This window comes from Herbaspirillum sp. NPDC087042 (genome assembly GCF_044745245.1).
GTDB lineage: Bacteria > Pseudomonadota > Gammaproteobacteria > Burkholderiales > Burkholderiaceae_D > Herbaspirillum.
Window position 1 is genome coordinate 2,328 of the sequence record NZ_JBIUZW010000021.1, and the last position, 17,212, is coordinate 19,539.

The 17,212-nt window shown below is 63.0% G+C and carries 13 protein-coding genes, 1 other RNA gene and 1 pseudogene; 12 read left to right on the forward strand and 3 right to left on the reverse strand.

All coding sequences use genetic code 11. The annotated features are described in order from the left end of the window. The 9 genes and pseudogenes from ACIPHN_RS23015 to ACIPHN_RS23055 form a co-directional block, all read left to right on the forward strand. Positions 1-804 (forward strand): annotated as a pseudogene (locus ACIPHN_RS23015) (translation initiation factor IF-2); the annotation flags it as partial. Between the two features lie 113 nt (positions 805-917). After that, on the forward strand, positions 918-1,310 hold the full coding sequence (rbfA, locus tag ACIPHN_RS23020) for a 30S ribosome-binding factor RbfA (RefSeq protein WP_400440687.1): 393 nt from the start codon (positions 918-920) through the stop codon (positions 1,308-1,310). Positions 1,311-1,449: 139 nt separating this feature from the next. Continuing rightward, positions 1,450-2,463: a tRNA pseudouridine(55) synthase TruB gene (gene truB, locus ACIPHN_RS23025; RefSeq protein WP_400440690.1), complete on the forward strand. Its 1,014-nt coding sequence runs from the start codon at positions 1,450-1,452 to the stop codon at positions 2,461-2,463. Positions 2,464-2,614: 151 nt separating this feature from the next. Next, on the forward strand, positions 2,615-4,456 hold the full coding sequence (gene typA / locus ACIPHN_RS23030; RefSeq protein ID WP_400440692.1) for a translational GTPase TypA: 1,842 nt from the start codon (positions 2,615-2,617) through the stop codon (positions 4,454-4,456). Between the two features lie 622 nt (positions 4,457-5,078). Beyond that, a complete protein-coding gene (gene dusA / locus ACIPHN_RS23035; protein WP_400440871.1) occupies positions 5,079-6,050 on the forward strand; it encodes a tRNA dihydrouridine(20/20a) synthase DusA in 972 nt (323 codons plus the stop codon). A gap of 66 nt (positions 6,051-6,116) precedes the next feature. Further along, positions 6,117-7,238: a bifunctional 3,4-dihydroxy-2-butanone-4-phosphate synthase/GTP cyclohydrolase II gene (gene ribBA / locus ACIPHN_RS23040; RefSeq protein WP_400440695.1), complete on the forward strand. Its 1,122-nt coding sequence runs from the start codon at positions 6,117-6,119 to the stop codon at positions 7,236-7,238. A 58-nt stretch (positions 7,239-7,296) separates the two neighbouring features. Beyond that, complete coding sequence (ribH, locus tag ACIPHN_RS23045; RefSeq protein ID WP_198981154.1) at positions 7,297-7,782, forward strand: 6,7-dimethyl-8-ribityllumazine synthase; 486 nt, start codon at positions 7,297-7,299, stop codon at positions 7,780-7,782. Positions 7,783-7,879: 97 nt separating this feature from the next. Further along, entirely contained in the window at positions 7,880-8,347 is a 468-nt protein-coding gene (gene nusB, locus ACIPHN_RS23050; protein WP_400440698.1) for a transcription antitermination factor NusB, read from the forward strand. Between the two features lie 100 nt (positions 8,348-8,447). Continuing rightward, complete coding sequence (locus tag ACIPHN_RS23055; protein WP_400440701.1) at positions 8,448-9,626, forward strand: pyridoxal phosphate-dependent aminotransferase; 1,179 nt, start codon at positions 8,448-8,450, stop codon at positions 9,624-9,626. Positions 9,627-9,730: 104 nt separating this feature from the next. Here ACIPHN_RS23055 and ACIPHN_RS23060 read toward each other — a convergent pair whose 3' ends face one another. Further along, entirely contained in the window at positions 9,731-10,738 is a 1,008-nt protein-coding gene (locus ACIPHN_RS23060; protein ID WP_400440704.1) for a transglycosylase SLT domain-containing protein, read from the reverse strand. Positions 10,739-11,203: 465 nt separating this feature from the next. On the opposite strand from ACIPHN_RS23060, the gene ubiD reads away from it, so the two are divergent. Together ubiD and ffs are read left to right on the forward strand one after the other, a co-directional pair. Further along, on the forward strand, positions 11,204-12,688 hold the full coding sequence (gene ubiD / locus ACIPHN_RS23065) for a 4-hydroxy-3-polyprenylbenzoate decarboxylase (RefSeq protein ID WP_400440707.1): 1,485 nt from the start codon (positions 11,204-11,206) through the stop codon (positions 12,686-12,688). A 123-nt stretch (positions 12,689-12,811) separates the two neighbouring features. After that, positions 12,812-12,910: signal recognition particle sRNA small type (ffs, locus tag ACIPHN_RS23070), an RNA gene on the forward strand. A gap of 113 nt (positions 12,911-13,023) precedes the next feature. On the opposite strand, the gene ACIPHN_RS23075 is transcribed toward ffs, so the two are convergent. Beyond that, on the reverse strand, positions 13,024-14,034 hold the full coding sequence (locus ACIPHN_RS23075; protein WP_400440874.1) for a glucokinase: 1,011 nt from the start codon (positions 14,032-14,034) through the stop codon (positions 13,024-13,026). Between the two features lie 162 nt (positions 14,035-14,196). Then, positions 14,197-16,014: a tetratricopeptide repeat protein gene (locus tag ACIPHN_RS23080; protein ID WP_400440708.1), complete on the reverse strand. Its 1,818-nt coding sequence runs from the start codon at positions 16,012-16,014 to the stop codon at positions 14,197-14,199. Positions 16,015-16,289: 275 nt separating this feature from the next. Between ACIPHN_RS23080 and ACIPHN_RS23085 the strand changes: the two genes are divergently transcribed. After that, complete coding sequence (locus tag ACIPHN_RS23085; protein ID WP_400440711.1) at positions 16,290-16,973, forward strand: fumarylacetoacetate hydrolase family protein; 684 nt, start codon at positions 16,290-16,292, stop codon at positions 16,971-16,973. The last annotated feature ends 239 nt before the right edge of the window (positions 16,974-17,212 follow it).

Consider the following 17,212-nt stretch of genomic DNA (forward strand, 5'->3'; position numbering starts at 1 on the left):
AAACATACGGAATAAAACAAATCCCTTACTGAATTGACATCAGACGGTGAAGAATACGTTGTAATGACCGACGAGCGCAAGGCGCGTGAAATCGGCCTGTTCCGCCAGGGCAAGTTCCGCGACGTGAAGCTGGCCAAGCAGCAGGCCGCCAAGCTGGAAAACATGTTCGACCAGATGACCGAAGGCGAGGTCAAGAACCTGCCGATGATCATCAAGACCGACGTGCAAGGTTCGCAGGAAGCGCTGGTGCAGTCGCTGCAGAAGCTGTCCACCAGCGAGGTGCGCGTCCAGGTGGTGCACGCCGCCGTCGGTGGCATCAGCGAAAACGACGTCAACCTGGCCGTGGCGTCCAAGGCGGTCATCATCGGCTTCAACACCCGTGCAGACGCATCGGCACGCAAGCTGGCCGAAGCCTCGGGCGTGGACATCCGTTACTACAACATCATCTATGATGCCGTGGACGAGGTGAAGGCCGCGATGTCGGGCATGCTGGCACCGGAGAAGCGCGAACAGGCCCTGGGCCTGGTCGAGATCCGTCAGGTGTTCGTGGTCAGCAAGGTGGGCTCGATCGCCGGCTGCTACGTGCTCGAAGGTCTGGTCAAGCGCGGCTCGCAAGTACGTCTGCTGCGCAACAACGTGGTGGTATGGACTGGCGAACTGGACTCGCTCAAGCGCTTCAAGGACGACGCCAAGGAAGTCAAGTCGGGCTTCGAGTGCGGTCTGTCGCTCAAGGGCTACAACGACATCGAAGTGGGCGATCAGCTCGAGATCTTCGAGGTGCAGGAAGTCGCTCGTACCCTGTAAAAAGGCAATATGCCGGCGTATCCTGGTGGATGCGCCGGCTTCACTGGCAAGATCCGTCGCAGCAACGCGGGAATCCCTCCCGCCACGCCCCCGGCGGATTGTTTTTTTAAAGCATGGCAAAACACAGCAAATCCATTCCCGGACGCGGCTTGCGCGTCGCCGACCAGATCCAGCGCGACCTGTCGGAGTTGATCGCCTTCGAGCTGAAGGATCCGCGGGTGGGCATGATCACCATTACCGAAGTGCAAGTCACCCCGGATTACGCGCACGCCAAGGTCTTCTTCACCACGCTGGTGGACAATCCCGACGCGATCAAGAACACCCTGGCCGGGCTGCGCAAGGCGGGCGGTTACCTGCGCACCCAGTTGGGTCGGCGCCTGACCATCCACACCTTGCCGGAACTGCATTTCGTGCACGACAACTCGACCGCGCGCGGCATTGAAATGTCGCGTCTGATCGACGAGGCCAACGCCAGCCGCGCCAAGGACGCCGACGACGAGGCCTGAATGGCAGTCGTTGTCGATATGGCAGCGTGAGGCCTCTGGCGGCGCTGCTTCGATTCACGCAGCGTCGATTCTCGCTGTTCTATTCTTTTTCTTGAAACCGGTCTGCATGCCAAGGCGTGCGAGGCCGGTCTTGCATTTCATGGCAGAAAACACGACGGCGGACCTGGTGTCCGCTTCCCCGCAGGCACAGGAGCCCGCCCCGGCGCGTGGCAAGCGCGGCCAGCCCGCGCGCGCGCCGCGTCCACCGCGTGTGCCGGTGCACGGCGTGCTGTTGCTGGACAAGCCGGTGGGCCTGTCCTCCAACGACGCGCTGATCCGCGCCAAGCGCATGCTCAACGCGCCCAAGGCGGGTCATACCGGTACCCTGGACCCGTTTGCAACGGGCTTGTTGCCGCTGTGCTTCGGCGAAGCCACCAAGTTCTCGCAGGACCTGCTGGAGTCTGACAAGACCTATGAAGCGCTCGTCCACCTCGGCGTGCGCACCGATACCGGTGACACCGAGGGACAGGTCATCGCGCAGCACCCGGTCGAGGTGAGCGTGGCGCAGATCGAAGCGGCCATGGTGCCGTTCCGTGGCCCCATCCGCCAGGTACCGCCCATGCACTCGGCCTTGAAGCGCGACGGCAAGCCGCTGTACGAATATGCCCGCGCCGGTATCACGCTGGAGCGCGAAGCCCGCGACGTGACCATCCATGCCCTGGAATTGCTGGACTATCAGGCGCCGATGTTGCGTATTCGCGTCACTTGCAGCAAGGGCACCTATATCCGCGTGCTGGGTGAAGACCTGGGCGAGGCGCTGGGCTGCGGCGCCCACCTTAATGCCTTGCGCCGCATCGGCGTGGGTCCCTTGACGCTGGACGGCGCGGTGACGCTGGAGCAGTTCGACGCTGCCGGCGAGGTCGAGTCCCGCAAGGGCTTGCTGCTGCCGGTGGATGGCTTGCTGCGCAGCTTCCCGGCTGTGGAACTCAGTGATGAGCTGGCGCGCCGCTTCCTGCACGGCCAGCGCCTGCCGCTGGGCAAGGAGGGCGTGGCCGTGCCGGAGCAGACCGGCCGCGTGCGGGTCTATCGCAGCTCGGATGCCGCCTTGCTGGGCACCGGGCTGTTGCAGGAATACGCCATCCTGGCGCCCGAGCGGTTGATCTCGACCGCCTGAGCGTCAAGGGCAAGCAGCTTGCAGGGCAACTGGCAAGAGCACTGCCAGAGGCCGGCAAGCTGTTGAAAATACAGGTTTTTTCAAAGTTCATGCGTCGCAACATGCTATAATGCGCGCCTTCCAAGAATCGGCATCCCAACCCACATTCACCATGTCAAACAATATCCGCGCAATTCGCAATATCGCCATCATCGCCCACGTTGACCACGGCAAGACCACCCTGGTTGACCAGCTGCTGCGCCAGTCCGGTACCTTCCGCGACAACCAGCAAGTGGACAACCGCGTGATGGACTCCAACGACATCGAAAAGGAACGCGGCATCACCATCCTGTCGAAGAACTGCGCGGTGGAGTACAAGGGCACCCACATCAACATCGTCGATACCCCGGGCCACGCCGACTTCGGTGGTGAGGTCGAGCGCGTGCTGTCGATGGTTGATTCCGTGCTGCTGCTGGTGGATGCACAGGAAGGCCCGATGCCGCAGACCCGCTTCGTGACCCGCAAGGCGCTGGCCCTGGGCCTGAAGCCCATCGTGGTGCTGAACAAGATCGATCGTCCGGGCGCACGCGCCGAGTGGGCCATCAACGCCACCTTCGAACTGTTCGACAAGCTGGGTGCGACCGAAGAACAACTGGATTTCCCCGTGATCTACGCATCGGGCCTGAACGGCTACGCCAGCCTGGATCCGGAAGCGCGTGACGGCAGCATGGAGCCGCTGTTCGACGCCATCCTGAAGTACGTCCCGGCCCGCAAGGATGACCCGGACGCGCCGCTGCAACTGCAGATCACTTCGCTGGAATACTCCTCCTACGTCGGCAAGATCGGCGTCGGCCGTATCCTGGCTGGTCGCGTCAAGGGTGGCCAGGACGTGGTGTGGATGAACGGTCCGGAAGACAAGCCGACCAAGGCCCGCATCAACCAGGTGCTGACCTTCAAGGGTCTGGAGCGCGTGCTGGTCGACGAAGCCCTGGCTGGCGACATCGTGCTGATCAACGGTATCGAAGAAATCGGCATCGGTTCCACCATCTGTGCACCGGACGCGCCCAACGGCCTGCCGATGCTGAAGGTCGATGAACCGACCCTGACCATGAACTTCATGGTCAACACCTCGCCGCTGGCTGGCCGCGAAGGCAAGTTCGTCACCACCCGCCAGATCCGCGATCGCCTGGAAAAGGAACTGAAGTCCAACATGGCCCTGCGCGTGGTGCAGGCCGAGAACGACGACTCGACCTACGAAGTGTCGGGCCGTGGTGAATTGCACCTGACCATCCTGATCGAAAACATGCGCCGTGAAGGTTTCGAACTGGCCGTCTCGCGTCCGCGCGTGGTGTTCAAGATGGTCGATGGCGTGCGTCAAGAGCCGTATGAAAACCTGACCGTGGACGTCGAAGAAACCCACCAGGGTGGCGTCATGGAAGAACTGGGCCGTCGTCGTGGCGACCTGCAGAACATGGAACCGGACGGCAAGGGCCGTGTGCGCCTGGAATACCACATCCCGGCACGTGGCCTGATCGGCTTCCAGGGCGAATTCATGACCCTGACCCGCGGCACCGGCCTGATGAGCCACGTCTTCGACGACTACGCCGTGGTTGACGCCAGCAAGGGTGAACTGGCCGGCCGTCGCAACGGCGTGCTGATCTCCCAGGACGACGGCGCCGCCGTGGCCTACGCACTGTGGAAGCTGCAGGATCGCGGCCGCATGTTCGTCAGCCACAACGACCCGGTGTACGAAGGCATGATCATCGGCATCCACTCGCGTGACAACGACCTGGTGGTCAACCCGATCAAGGGCAAGCAGCTGACCAACGTGCGTGCTTCCGGTACCGACGAAGCGGTGCGCCTGGTGCCGCCCATCGAGCTGTCGCTGGAATACGCGGTGGAATTCATCGAGGATGACGAACTGGTCGAAGTCACCCCGAAGAGCATCCGCCTGCGCAAGCGTCACCTGAAGGAACATGAGCGCAAGAAGGCCTCGCGCGAAGAGTCCGTCTGATGCGGGAAGGGCGGCCGCTTCACTGGCCGCCTGGGAGACAGTGTGCTGGCAGGTGGTGATATCTGATTTGTGAATAACTGATATCAGCACAATAAAGCAGACAGTAATGATGCAGTGCCATATAGTTACACCTGTCTCCTCCAATTTCCTCCTAAAGAATTGGATTCAAGCCCGCAACTCCGGTTGTGGGCTTTTTTTTTGCCGTTTCCATCCGGAACGGCCTGGGCTGCAAGCCGCGTCAAATCAGCTATCCCGTTCATCTTTTCCTCGCTGCCCTGTTGATCGATATCAACAGGCGAGCTGGCAGTGTGAAGATGTTGGCAATGCGCAATAATTGTGCATTGCGAAATGACGGCTGCCGGTTTGTGGTGCAGAATCGTGTCCGCTGTACAAAAATCCTATCTCAAAGAGGATAGAGGGGACACCAGCCCGCAAGGCGCAAGCCTTGCGGGCTTTCTATTTTGCACCGCAGGCCGCGCCGATACGCCTTGCGATGCCCGGCGCGATCACCGACACTGCCTCGGAAGGCCCGCGCCCGGACGCGAAACCGAACACGTTGAATGAATCACCTCGTCAGCCCATGAAGAAAGATCTACCCCCGCGTACCCTGAGCGTTGCCCCCATGATGGACTGGACCGACCGCCATTGCCGCGTCTTCCATCGCCAGATCACGCGCCACACCTGGCTCTACACCGAGATGGTGACGACCGGGGCGCTGCTGCATGGGGATGTGCCGCGTCACCTGGATTTCGACGAGCAAGAACACCCGGTGGCCCTGCAGCTGGGCGGCAGCGAGCCGGCTGACCTGGCCCACAGCGCCAAGCTGGGCGAGCAATGGGGCTACGACGAGATCAACCTCAATTGCGGCTGCCCCTCCGAGCGCGTGCAGAAGGGGGCCTTCGGCGCCTGCCTGATGGGCGAGCCGACGCTGGTGGCCGATTGCGTCAAGGCCATGCGCGACGCGGTGTCCATCGATGTCACCGTCAAGCACCGTATCGGTATCGATGAGGTCGAGTCCTACGACTTCGTGCGCGACTTCGTCGGCCAGATCGCCGAGGCGGGTTGCCATACCTTCATCGTCCATGCCCGCAACGCCATCCTCAAGGGCCTGAGCCCCAAGGAGAACCGCGAGATTCCGCCGCTGAAGTACCACTACGCCTACCAGCTGAAGAAGGACTTCCCCGGCCTGGAAATCCTGATCAACGGCGGTATCAAGACCGTGGCCGAGATCGACGAGCATTTGCAGCATGTCGATGGCGTCATGCTGGGCCGTGAGGCGTATCACAATCCCTACCTGATGGCCGGCTTCGATGCCCGCTACTATGCTGATCTGGAAGGTGGGCTGCAGCCCAGCCGGGATGAGGTGATCGCGGCCATGTTGCCTTACATCAAGCGCCAGCTGGCGCTGCATGGCGACAATGGCCGCGGCCTCCGCCTGAACAGCATCACCCGCCACATGCTGGGCCTGCTGACCGGCGTGCCCGGCGCGCGTGCCTTCCGCCAGACCCTGTCGGACTCCAAGCGCCTGGCGCTGGGCGACCCGGCCCTGTTGCAGGAAGCGCTGGAACGCACCCGGGCGGTGCAGCACGCGTAATTGCGCAACGGAGGACCCGCGCAATCCTTTAAAATAGCGGGTTCCAATTGGGAAAAGAGCTCGAATATGCCACTTGCAACAACCGAAGAAATCGTCGCCGAACTCCGTGCCGGTCGCATGGTGATCCTGGTCGACGAAGAAGACCGCGAAAACGAGGGTGACCTGGTCCTGGCCACCGACTTCGTCACGCCCGAGGCCATCAACTTCATGGTCACCCACGCGCGTGGCCTGGTGTGCCTGACGCTGACCGAAGAGCATGTGGACCAGCTCGACCTGCCGCTCATGGCCACGCGCAACGGCACGGCCTACGGTACCAATTTCACCGTCTCCATCGAAGCTGCCGAAGGCGTCACTACCGGCATCTCGGCGGCCGATCGCGCCCGCACCATCCAGGTGGCCGCCTCCAAGGGCGCCAAGCCGTCTGACCTGGTGCAGCCCGGCCATATCTTCCCGCTGCGTGCCCAGAAGGGCGGCGTACTCATGCGTGCCGGTCATACCGAAGCCGGTTGCGACCTGACCGCCATGGCCGGCCTGACCCCGGCTTCCGTCATCTGCGAGATCCTCAAGGAAGACGGCACCATGGCCCGCCTGCCGGATCTGCTGGAGTTCGCCGAGAAGCACAATCTGAAGATCGGCACCATCGCCGACCTGATCCACTACCGCAGCCGCAACGAGAGCATCATCGAACGCGTTGCCGAGCGCGAAATGCAGACCGCGCACGGTGCCTTCAAGGTCATCGCCTACCGCGACACGCCGTCGGGCGGCGCCCACCTGGCGCTGGTACGCGGCGATATCCAGCCCGGCCAGGAAACCCTGGTGCGCGTGCACCAGCCGGTCTCCATCCTGGACCTGCTGGACGCCGGCGTCACCACCCACTCGTGGAACCTGGCAGCGGCCATGCAGGCGGTCCAGGAAGCACCGAGCGGCGTGATCGTGCTGCTCAACTGCGAGGAATCGGCGCAGCAGATGTTCGACCAGTTCGGTGCCCTGAACAAGGTCGGTACGCCCGATGCCGCCAAGCCCGCCCGCGCCGACCGCATGGATCTGCGTACCTACGGCATTGGCGCCCAGATCCTCAAGGATCTCGGTGTGTGCAAGATGAAGCTGCTGGCCAGCCCGCGCAAGATGCCGTCGATGGCCGGCTTCCAGCTGGAAGTCACCGGCTACCAGGCCCGTGCAGGCGTGTGAAGATCCCCGAGCAAGTGCAACCGCATTACGCAAGTCAACCTATCGAGAAGGAACAGCCATGACCATTGGAACCTATGAAGCAGACCTGAATGGCGAAAGCTTGCGCATCGGCATCGTGCAGGCGCGTTTCAACGAAGACGTCTGCCACGGCCTGCTGGCGGCCTGCCTGGCCGAGCTGAAGCACCTGGGGGTGTCCGACGAGGATATCCTGCACGTGACCGTGCCCGGCGCCCTGGAAATCCCGCTGGCCCTGCAGAAGATGGCCGAGACCGAGCAGTTCGACGCCCTGATCGCGCTGGGCGCGGTGATCCGTGGCGAGACCTATCACTTCGAGCTGGTCTCCAATGAATCCGGCGCCGGCATCACCCGTATCGGCCTGGACTTCGGCGTGCCCATCGCCAACGCCGTGCTGACCACCGAGAACGACGAGCAGGCCGAAGCCCGCATGGCCGAGAAGGGCGCCGATGCGGCCCGCGTGGCCGTGGAAATGGCCAACCTGGCCATCGTCCTGGAAGAACTCGGCCAGGCCACCGAAGAAGAATAAGCTGACCTGCGCCGCACTGGGTGATGGTTTCCCGGTGCGGTGGCGGCAGTCCCGTAGTTTCAAGTCATAGTCATTCAAGGCCCCGGCCGTATTCATCATGTCGAACAAATCTCAACACGCCAATTCGAACAAGAACCGCACCCCGCGTCACCGCGCCCGCGAGTTCGCGTTGCAGGGCTTGTACCAGTGGCTGCTCAACCACGAAGATGCGGGCGCCATCGAAGCCCATATCCGCGAGGCCCACGGTTTCGACAAGGCCGACGCCGAACACTTCGATACCCTGCTGACCGGCGCCATCCGTGATGCCGAAGCGCTGCGCGCCGGCCTCTCGCCGCTGATCGATCGCCCCATCAAGGAACTCTCGCCGGTAGAGCATGCGGCCCTGCTGATCGGTGCCTTCGAGCTGCAGAACCACATCGAGATCCCCTACAAGGTCGTCATCAACGAAGCCGTGGAACTGACCAAGTCCTTCGGCGGCATCGATGGCCACAAGTACGTCAACGGCGTGCTGGACCGTTTCGCGGCGCAAGTGCGCAGCACCGAAGTGGAAGCCGCCCGTCGCTGATCGACTGGCCGGTCGGGCTGGCCGGCGGTTGATTGTGCCGGCCCCGGCCGTTCTTGTTGTTCCCGTTTTTCCTGTCGTCCCCGTTGTCCGGAATTAGCGCATGAACCTGAACCAACTTGCTTCACGCCTGCAGCACATCGCTCCCTTCCACGTCATGGAGCTGGCCAAGAAGGCCGCCGTGCTGGAGCAGCAGGGACGCCACATCATCCACATGGGCATCGGCGAGCCCGACTTCACTGCGCCGCCGGCCGTGGTCGAGGCCGCCACGCGCGCCATGGCCGATGGCAAGATGCAGTACACCTCGGCCACCGGCCTGCCGCAGTTGCGTGCGGCGATCTCGGCGCATTACCGCAGTGTCTATGGCCTGGAGATCGCCCCCGAGCGCATCGTGGTGACCGCCGGTGCCTCGGCGGCCTTGCTGCTGGCCTGTGCGGCACTGGTGGAGCCGGGTAGCGAAGTGCTCATGCCGGACCCCAGCTATCCCTGCAATCGCCATTTCGTGGCGGCTTTCGAGGGCCAGGCCCGGTTGATTGCCAGCGGCCCGGAGCATCGCTTCCAGCTGTCGGCGCAGATGGTGCGCGAGCACTGGGGCAGCGCCACGCGCGGTGTCCTGCTGGCGTCGCCATCGAATCCCACCGGCACCTCCATCCTGCCCGACGAGCTGCGCGCCATCGTGGGCGAAGTCCGTGAGCGCGGCGGCTTTACCATCGTCGACGAGATCTACCAGGGCCTGTCCTATGACGGCGCACCGTTCTCGGCGCTGTCGCTGGGTGAGGACGTGGTGGTCATCAACAGCTTCTCCAAGTATTTCAACATGACCGGCTGGCGCCTGGGCTGGCTGGTGCTGCCGCCGGCGCTGGTGCCGCAGATCGAGAAGCTGGCGCAGAACCTGTTCATCTGTGCCTCGTCCATCGCCCAGCATGCGGGCGTGGCCTGCTTCGCGCCGGAGTCGATCGCCATCTATGAAGAACGCAAGGCCGAGTTCAAGCGTCGTCGCGACTACATCGTGCCGGCGCTGGAAAGCCTGGGCTTCAAGGTGCCGGTCATGCCCGATGGCGCTTTCTATGTCTATGCCGATTGCAGCGCGCTGTCCGACGATGCCGACCAGCTGAGTCTGGACATGCTCAACGAGGCTGGCGTGGTGCTGGTGCCGGGGCTGGACTTCGGTCCCTTCACGGCGCGTCGCTACATCCGCCTGTCGTATGCCACCTCGATGGAAAACCTGCAGGAAGCGGTGGCGCGCCTGCGTGTGTTCTTCGACAAGCGCAAGGCCGCCTGAGCGACATTGACGCTGTCACAGCCTGGTGTGCAGGCGAAAAAAAAGGAGCCCGAGGGCTCCTTTTTTGCGTCTTGAATACCGGTAATATTCAAATCGCAACACGCTCACAATGCAGCGAGTTGTTCTTCCGTCTTGGGCTTGGCAGCCGAGGCAACGTTGTTGGTGGCCGGCTTGGCCTGGTCGGCGTTGGCCGCCAACCCCGGGGTAGCCGGCGGCAGCTTCACCATCGCGGTGGTGTAGATCGACACATTCTTGCCCATGGCGACCTGCTTGAGGTTCTGGTACTCCGAGAGCACCTTGATGCCATAGCCACCATCGTTGGCCATGTCGGCCGCGCCCACGTAGCTCTTCAGGCCGGCTTCGACCGAACCGCCACGGGTGACGTATTCCTTCAGGATCTGCGAGCCGACGCGGATATTGGCCACCGGATTCAAGGCTGCCTTGATGCCGCCCAGTTCCTGGAACTTGTCATGGTGCACCTTGGCCATCACCTGCATCAGGCCCTGCGCGCCCATCGGGCTTTCCGCGAAGGGATTGAAGCGCGATTCGATGGCGATCACCGACAGGATCAGCAGCGGATCGAGCTTGATGTCGCGGGCCGTCAGGTAGGCGGCCGACACCAGCATGTCAGCAGCATCGCTGGCGACGCGATAGCGCTTGGCCAGCCAGGTGGTGACCAGCTTCTGCTGACGCGGATTACCCAGGAACTGACGTTCCTCCGGCGTCAGCGCCTGCACCGCCGAGGGGGTGGCTGCAGGCGCCTGTTGCACCGATGCCGCCGCGGCAGCGCCTGCGAGGGCGCTCACGGTAGCTACCGGGGCGGTAGGCGACATCAGCTCGGCCAGGGCCGGAGCGGCCACCGGATCGGCTTCCTGCACGTCTTCAGCGACGTCAGAGAAGGGCGACATGCTGATCAGCTTGTCGGCCAGGTCCGGATTGAAGAACATCAGGCCCAGGACGAACAGGGCGGCGATACCCAGGATCGTCAGCAGACGATGGGCGATGCCAAAAAATTGAGCAATGCGTGCATTTCCGGAGAGATTCCGGAAGGCGACGCGGCGAACCATCTGCGGGGCGCCTGATAAAGGCGCCTCGGAAGCTTGGTTGGACATTGAACCTCCTGCGTTATTGCGGCAAAAACAGGGCGCGCCTGGCCAAGAAGTGAAGACCAAACGGCTGAACTGTCGCTGCTGCAATCTATTGCGTTACCGTCGCAAGGCGTTACGGCAAGGCCATCCGCGAGGCCTGCTGGCCCTGCCGTCGGATGGCAGTGTTTCGGGGAGTAGGGCTGACGCCCTGGACGACACTTCTTGAGTTGCTGGGACCCCGCATCCCTGGATACCTTGCTGACTTGACTGTTTTTACTTCAAGCCTCTACGAGCTCATGGCTCAACTCTTCGGTTTAGAGTGGGCGCATTGTAGAAGCCACTTTATATCGAGTCAATACTATGAAAATAGTTCTTTATAACTTTTGTGTATCATATTCAGCGTGGCCTTCCTTCAAAAATCAATAGAATCAAGCGTTTGCCGGGGATAGTTGAGCCGGCTGTGATGTAAAAAGAAATTTGTTAAAAAGTATGAAATACACTGATCTGCGCGATTTTATTTCCAAATTGCAACAAAATGGTGAGCTAAAACGCGTTTCGCACCCCGTTTCATCCCATCTGGAGATGACCGAGATCTGCGACCGTACCCTGCGAGCGGAAGGTCCGGCGCTTCTTTTTGAGCAGGTTGATCAGAAAAATATCCCTGTATTAGCGAATCTTTTCGGCACCCCGCATCGTGTAGCGCTGGGCATGGGCGCGCAGGACATCAGTGAATTGCGCCGCATCGGCCACCTGCTGGCGCGCCTGAAAGAACCCGAGCCGCCCAAGGGCATCAAGGATGTGATGGAGCTGGGCACGCTGGTGAAGTCGCTCTGGGACATGGCTCCCAAGGAGCGCAGCTCGGCGCCATGCCAGGATGTGGTGTGGGAGGGCAAGGAGGTCGACCTGTCGCGCCTGCCGATCCAGCACTGCTGGCCGGGCGACGTGGCGCCGTTGATTACCTGGGGCCTGGTCATCACCAAGGGCCCGCACAAGAAGCGCCAGAACCTGGGCATCTATCGTCAGCAGGTGCTGGGTCCCAACAAGGTCATCATGCGCTGGCTGGCCCATCGTGGCGGCGCCCTGGATTTCCGCGAGCACTGCATCGCCAATCCGGGCAAGCCCTATCCGGTGGCCGTGGCGCTGGGCGCCGATCCCGCCACTATATTAGGAGCGGTCACGCCGGTGCCGGACAGTCTTTCCGAGTACCAGTTCGCGGGGCTCTTGCGTGGCAGCCGCACCGAGCTGGTCAAGGCCATGGGTAGCGAACTGCGCGTGCCGGCCTCGGCCGAGATCGTGCTGGAAGGGCATATCTATCCGGATGAAAATCATCCGTCCGGCTACGAGCATGCACTCGAAGGTCCCTATGGGGACCACACCGGTTACTACAATGAGCAGGACTGGTTCCCGGTCTTCACCATCGATCGCATCACCATGCGTCGCGATGCCATCTATCACTCCACCTATACCGGCAAACCGCCCGACGAGCCGGCCGTGCTGGGCGTGGCGCTCAATGAAGTGTTCGTGCCGTTGCTGCAGAAGCAGTTCGCCGAGATCACCGATTTCTATCTGCCTCCGGAAGGTTGCAGCTACCGCATGGCGGTGGTGCAGATGAAGAAGTCCTATGCCGGTCACGCCAAGCGGGTGATGTTCGGGGTCTGGAGTTTCCTGCGCCAGTTCATGTACACCAAGTTCATCGTGGTGGTCGATGAGGACGTCGATATCCGCGACTGGAAGGAAGTGATCTGGGCCATCACCACCCGTGTCGATCCGGTGCGCGATACCGTGATGGTCGATAGCACGCCCATCGACTATCTGGACTTCGCCTCGCCCATCAGCGGCCTGGGCAGCAAGATGGGTATCGACGCCACCAACAAGTGGCCGGGCGAGACCAACCGTGAATGGGGCACGCCCATCGTGATGAGCGATGCGGTGAAAAAACGGGTGGATGACATCTGGCAGGAGCTGGGTATCTGATGCCCTGGAAGTCAGCCGGCATCGCTGTGTAAATTATTTACGAATTTAGCGCGGTGATGCCGTTGACGACCGGAATGTGAATTCGCTGGCAGGCACGCAGGGAAATGGGGTACAATTGCCGCCGGCGGGCCCCTGCGCATTGTGGCATGGTCAACCTGGTCAGGTCGGGAACGAAGCAGCCACAGCCATTTCCTGCAAGTGCCGCAGACAAGGCTCGCCTCTCTCTATTTTCTCTTCGCAGTACATCCCCCTGTTTTATCCACACGCAGTGCCACGGCAGACCGGCCGCAGCGCGTCGTATGTTGTCGCGCCTGGGCCAGCCGCAGAAGCGTGCTTCAGTGATGTTCGCCCAGCTTGTCGGCGAGGATGGCCGACACGCCCGTGAAGGCCGGATATTGCGCCGTGATGACGAAAGTCGGGATGGCCTGGGTCAATGCCGACATGCGGCCCTTGTTCTCGAAACGCGCGCGGAAGGGTGAGCGCGCGAAGTACTCGCCCAGGTGCGGCACCACGCCGCCACCGATATAGATACCACCCAGTGCACCCAGCGTCAGCGCCAGGTCGGCGGCGACGGTGCCGAGCATGCTGCAGAAGAGATCGATGGTTTCTTGGCAGAGTGCGTTGGCGTCCTGCAGTGCACCGGCCACGATCTGGGCGGCGCTGAGTTCTGCGGCAGGATGAGCGTCGATGGCCAGCAGGGCGCGGTGGATCAGCTCCAGCCCGGGGCCGGAGACCAGCCGCTCGGCCGAGACATGTTCATGGAATTGCCAGGCATAGGCCAGTACCGCGGCTTCGCGGGCATTGGCGGGGGCGAAGGCAACATGCCCGCCTTCGCTGGCCAGGGGCAACCAGTGGCCGTCGCCACGTACCAGTCCGCCTACGCCCAGTCCGGTGCCGGCGCCGACCAGGCCCACGGGATGACCCGACTGGGCGCTGCCACCACCGATCTGCAGCAATTCATCGGCACGCAACTGCGGCACGGCCATCGACAGCGCCGTGAAATCATTGACCACCAGCAGCATCTCGAAGCCCAGCAGCTGTCGTGCCGCCTCGATGGAGAAGGCCCAGTCATGGTTGGTCATCTTGATGTGGTCGCCCTGCACCGGATTGGCGATGGCGACCACGGCGTGCCGTACCGCCGGCTGGCCGGCCAGCTTCAGGTAGGCCTGGACGGCGTCGGTGAACTCAGGATAGTCGGCGCCGCGCAGGATCTGCACCTGCTCGATGCAACCCGGTCCGGTCTCCAGCGCGAAGCGGGCATTGGTGCCGCCGATGTCGGCCAGCAGGCGCGGGCCGTCGGCGTGCGTGTGGCGGGTGGGGGAGGCGGTCGGGTCTCCATGGGGCATGGTCTGGTCCTTCATGTGCTTGTGTTCATGCCGCCGGGCAGCATGGCGCCCGGTGCGTTGCGTCACCGTGGTATCGGATCCTGATGGAACTATGAGGCGAAGCAGCGCTGCAGGTTCCGGCCGCGGGCCTGCGCCGGCGGCCGGATGCGCCTGTGACGGCGTCTAGCGTCGTGCCAGGCGCTGCTGCAAGGCCAGCCGGGCCTGGGCGATCACATCGCTCCAGTCCTCGGCCACGCTCTGGCGCAGGATCGTGAAGCCGGGATACCAGGGCGTATCGCTGCGTCCGAGTTGCCAGCGCCAGCAGGTATTGACGCGGTTGAGCAGCAGGACGGGCTTGCCCAGGGCGCCGGCCAGGTGGCATACCGAGGTATCTACGCTGATGACCAGGTCGAGGTTGGCGACCAGGCCCGCGGTATCGGCAAAGTCGCGCAGTTCGGGCGAGCAATCCCGGACATGCCGGGCCAGCGGATGTGCGCGCAGTTGCGCTACCGCGGCTTCGCCCAGTTGCAGGGAATAGAATTCCAGGTCCTGGCGGTCACGCGCCAGCTCCACCAGCGGCGCCAGTGCCGCAAAGGGCAGGGAGCGCTGGGCATCGATATGCACGGCGTCGGCATGGGTCTGTGCCGAGCTGCCGGCCCAGACCAGGCCCACGCGCAGGGCGCGGTTGTGCGGCAGGCGCTGTTGCCAGGCGGCCCAGGCGCTGGCTTCGGGCAGCAGATAGGGCGCGCGCGGGATGTCGGCCTCGCTGCGGGTCTGGCAGGCCAGCGGCAAGCTCATCAGCGGGCAGTGGTAATCGAAGGGCGGGCGGATGAACTGGTCGCTGCTGATGACCTCGGCGGCGCCGGGTACGCCAGCCAGCAGCCGGGTCAGCGCCGGCGGGACTTCCAGGATCACACGGGCACCCATGGCGGCCACCAGTGGTACGTAGCGCACGAATTGCAGCGTGTCGCCAAAGCCCTGTTCGGCGTGCAGCAGGATGGTCTTGCCCTGCAGCGATTGCTCGCCCAGCCACAACGGTTGCAGGAACTGGCGGCGCTGGCTTTGCATCTGCGAGGTGGACCAGCGCGTTTCGTATTGCTTCCAGCCCTGGGCATAGTCGCCTTGCCGCAAGCTCATCAGGGCCTGGTTCCATTCGGCCGAGGCGGCGTCGGGCTTGAGTTCGCGGGCGCGGCGGTAGCTTTCGGTGGCTTCGTCGAAGCGGCGCAGCTCTTCCAGGGTCGAGCCGCGGTTGAACCACAGGTCAGACGAGCTATCGTCCAGCGCCAGCGCGCTGTCATAGGCTTCCAGCGCTTCGTAAGGACGGCGCAGCTGGAACAGTACATAGCCGCGATTGGCCAAGGCCTGGAAGAAGTCGGGTTGCAGCGCCAGCGCGCGGTCGTAGGCTTCCAGTGCCTGCGGCAGCATGTAGCTGTCCTTGCAGGTATTGCCCAGGTTGAACAGGGCTTCGATGAAGTCCGGGCGCAGCGCGATGGCGCGCCGGTAGCAATCCTGGGCATCGCGGTAGGCAAACACGTCGTGCAGTGCATTGCCACGCTGGAACCAGGCGTCGGCATTGTCGGGATCCAGTTCCAGGGCGCGCTGGAAATCGGCGCCGGCTTCACGTGCGCGGCCCAGGCGGCGCAAGGCGGCGCCGCGCTGCAGGAAGGCGTCGGTGAAGCCCGGGTTGGCGGCGATGATGTGGTCGTAACGGGCGACGGCTTCTTCGTCGCGTCCCAGGTGGACCAGCGCTCCGGCGTGGTCGAAATAGGTGTCCAGGTGAGCCGGATTGAGGCTGATGGCGCGGGCAAGCTGCGTTTCGGCGGCGCTCCAGTCTTCCTGATGCAGCTTCAGCATGCCATAGAGGTAGTTGGCCTCGAAATGCTCTGGTATCTTCTGAAGCACTTTCTTGTAGAGCTCTTCGGCCGGAACCATCTGGCCTTTCTGGTGCAGGGCGAGTGCTTTTTGCAGCAGGATGAGAGAAGCGTTTGCTTGTGGGCGCATGGCTGGATTGTTGTTGAAGAAAACGGATGCGCAGCGGTGCCGGCATGCTGATCCGGCAAGTGTCCCAAATTCGCCGCTATTTATCCAGCGGATTACAGGCCGAAATGCCATCCAATTGCCGTCTATGACCTCATTGCGGCAGCGCCAAGCGGGGCCGGGTGATTTCTTTTACACTAGTCCGTTGTCATGCCGCCCTGGCGCCATGACGCAGGCCGGCCTGCGATCGGCCTTCCATTCGCCACCTTTTTGCATTTCGCCATTACGGAGTCATCCCGATGAGTTTCGCCATTCCCGCCCCCGCCCAGGTCACCGTTCCCGTGGTGGGTGGCGCACCGTTCCCGGTCCGCCGCATCTATTGCGTGGGCCGCAGCTATGCCGCCCACGCCCGTGAAATGGGCCACGATCCCGACCGCGAACCGCCGTTCTTCTTCATGAAGCCGGCCGATGCCATCGTGCCGACCGATTCCGTGGTGCCGTATCCGGCCGCGACCGCCGACTACCATCACGAGATCGAGATGGTGGTGGCGCTGGGCAAGGGCGGACGTGACGTGCCGGTGGAACAGGCGCTGGACCTGATCTACGGCTATGGCGTGGGACTGGACATGACCCGCCGCGACATCCAGGCCCAGGCCAAGAAGCTGGGCCGTCCCTGGGACATGGCCAAGGGCTTCGACCAGTCCGCACCCTGCGCGCCCATCGTGCCGGTGGCGCAAGCCGGTCATCCGGACAAGGGCGCCGTCTGGCTCAAGGTCAATGGCGAGATCCGCCAGCAGGGCGACCTGTCGGACCTGATCTGGAGCGTGGCCGAGACCATTTCCTATCTGTCGGGGCTGGTCGAGCTGTTCCCGGGCGACCTGATCTACACCGGCACGCCCGAAGGCGTCGGTGCCGTGGTCAAGGGCGACAAGCTGCAAGGCCACGTTGAAGGATTGCCGGATATCAACATCACCATCGGCTAAGCCTCGCGCAGCCGCCGTTCTGGGGCGTTGCAGTGGCCTTTTGCGGGCCACTGGACGCCTGCGACAGGCCCGGAAACCAAACTGTCATGAAGCCGGCGGCGATGCGGCGTATAATAGAGGATTCCGGGCAATGTCCGTAGCTGGCCCGGTCAGCATCTTTTGCATCATCCGAAGCGCCCGGCCGACCAGGTTTGGCCGATTCGCCCGTAACACTTCAACACTGAAAGCAACGAGAACCC